2 protein-coding genes are annotated in these 2,424 nt (G+C 41.2%); both read left to right on the top strand.

Annotation, left to right across the window (positions count from 1 at the left end; all coding sequences use genetic code 11):
- The first annotated feature begins 164 nt into the window (after positions 1 to 164).
- Positions 165 to 1,025, top strand: a complete 861-nt coding sequence (locus tag OK344_RS13375; RefSeq protein WP_029728479.1) for a tyrosine-type recombinase/integrase — start codon at positions 165 to 167, stop codon at positions 1,023 to 1,025.
- Complete coding sequence (locus tag OK344_RS13370) at positions 1,022 to 2,188, top strand: IS91 family transposase (RefSeq protein WP_024564049.1); 1,167 nt, start codon at positions 1,022 to 1,024, stop codon at positions 2,186 to 2,188. The genes OK344_RS13375 and OK344_RS13370 overlap by 4 nt, the downstream gene beginning before the upstream one ends.
- The last annotated feature ends 236 nt before the right edge of the window (positions 2,189 to 2,424 follow it).

Raw genomic sequence — 2,424 nt, 5'->3', positions numbered from 1 at the left:
TGTTGAACTAAACCTTCGGTAGCTTTCTCAGCGCTATATTTAGTTACTTTGTAAAACTAATTAAAAATCAGTAAAATGGCAACAAAAAAAAGAGTGTAGAAGAGCTTAGAGAAAACAAGATCATCAATCAGGCAAAGCGCGAAGTTCCGGGATTTGCGGAGCTTTTGCATAGGTTTGAACGTACGGTTTCTGTATTGGGAAGAAGCCAAAGTACCTTTCAAAATTACTCCAGACACGTCGCTGCGGTGTCGCTACATTTCGGAAAAATTCCTACAGAATTGGATCCCGAGCAAATTCACGATTACCTTTTTTACCTTCAGAAAAAATCAAAATCACCTTCACAGTCGTATTTTAAACACACCGTTTACGGACTTCGATTTCTGCTTAAATCGGAAGGTTTGAGCTATGATTATTTGAGTCTTCCGGAAATTAAAAGAGAGAAAAAACTGCCTGTAGTGCTTAGTAAACAGGAGGTTTGGCAGATGTTGTCCGGCTGTAAACTTTTAAAACATAAAATTTTGATCGGCATTCTTTACGGCTGCGGATTGCGCTGTATGGAAGTTCGAAATCTCCGTTTGTGCGACTTAGATTTTGGTCGAAAACAACTCAAAGTGGTTCAGGGAAAAGGCAAAAAAGACCGCTATTTACCACTTTCCGAACATCTGATTCGTGGGCTCAAAAAGTATATCGAAGCGGAAAAACCGGAAGATTATCTCTTTGGAGAACCTCGTGGAGGGCGTGCTGGTGGCGATTTCGATTCCCGTTACTCCCAGCGCGGCGTTCAGTGGGCGGTAAAGCAGGCATCAAAAACGGCAAATATCCTGAAAGAAGTGAGTGTCCATACGCTTCGGCACAGTTTTGCGACGCATCTTCTGGAAGATGGGATGGATATTTTGAGCATCAAAAATCTTCTCGGTCACGAAAGTATCGATACCACGCTGGTTTATCTTCAAATTGCCCAGCTTTCAACCCAAAAACTCTTTTCACCGCTCGATACCCTTTTTTCAGAATTTGGGAAAAAATGAGCGGTTTAAAAACCTCAAAAAAACAGTCAGTTCAACCTCAATCTCAACCTCAATACGAAGTCGCCGATGTTTTAAACAAATTAGGTTCAAAATTGGAAGATTTAGGACTTAATTCTTGGCAATTACGAACACTTTCAGCGTTGAAAAAATGCCGTACCTCTGCTTTGGGTGGTCATATTGACGCTTGTGATGAATGTGGAAATGTAAGCATCAGTTACAACTCCTGCCGAAACCGTCATTGCCCAAAATGTCAGAGCAAAAACCGAGAGCAATGGATTGAAAATCGGGAAACCGAACTGCTTCCGGTACCTTATTTCCACGTGGTTTTTACGCTTCCTGATGTATTGAACAAAACCGCGCTTCACGAGCCCAAAATGTTGTACGATTTTTTATTTGAATCTGCCTGGGAAACGCTTCAAACGTTTGGTGAAAATCGAGGTTTAAAAATGGGAATGATTGCTGTTTTGCACACTTGGGGGCAGAATCTGAGCCTTCATCCGCATTTGCACTGCATTGTTCCGGGCGGTGGAGTGGATGAAAGCGGAGCTTGGAAAAATCTACGTTCAGACGGCAAATTTTTGTTTCCGGTAAAGGCTTTGAGTAAAGTTTTCAGGGCTAAATTTTGTGAGAAATTAAAAGATAAAAACTTTGAAGAGTATACCAAAATCAGGCAAAATCTGTGGGAAAAGTCTTGGGTTGTTTACGCCAAAAAGCCTTTTGGAAGCCCAAAATCTGTGGTAGAATATTTGGGCAGATACACGCATAAAATCGCCATCAGCAACCAGAGAATCAGGAAAATTGACGCGGAAACGGTAACTTTTTCTTACAAAGATTACCGCCAAAAAGGCATCAAAAAGCAGATGGTTTTGAGCCATGAAGAGTTTATCCGCCGTTTTGTGATGCATATTTTACCGAAAAGATTTGTAAAAATCCGTCATTATGGTTTTTTGAGCAGCACCTGGAAGCGTATCAAACTTAAAAATCTACAACAAAATTTAGGCATCCAGCCCAAAGAAAAGCTTCCGCCAAAAGCTTTTCAGCCGAAATGTACGTGTTGTAAAGATGGAAATCTTGTGACGATTGCCACGTTCGATCTACGAGGTCCGCCAAGTTGGTTTTTGGAGATGAGCCGAAATTTACCTGCTCCTAAATCTGCATTTTAGCGGATTTGGGTAAGGGAAATGTTAACCTAACGTGAAGGAAAGCACGATAAAACCAAGAAAAACTCGCCAAAATCACCCACAAAAAAAGAGACTCTTCTCAAAGTCTCTTGTATCTCTAAAAATCTTTTGTCGATAAACCCATAGTGTGGGAAAATACCCAACCAAAAGCTGCCGAAGGTTCCGTTCAACAGGGTTTTCATTGTTCGTGCTGCGCACGCAACGAAAACTTAGCTATT

This window comes from Kaistella yananensis (genome assembly GCF_026107505.2).
Classification (GTDB): domain Bacteria; phylum Bacteroidota; class Bacteroidia; order Flavobacteriales; family Weeksellaceae; genus Kaistella; species Kaistella yananensis.
The sequence above is the reverse complement of the archived record's forward strand: the minus strand, read 5'-3'. Positions and strand labels throughout refer to the sequence as shown.

Coding starts and splice junctions, on each gene's coding strand:
- OK344_RS13370 (WP_024564049.1), top strand. CDS start 1,022: ATGAGCGGTTTAAAAACCTCAAAAAAACAGTCAGTTCAACCTCAATCT.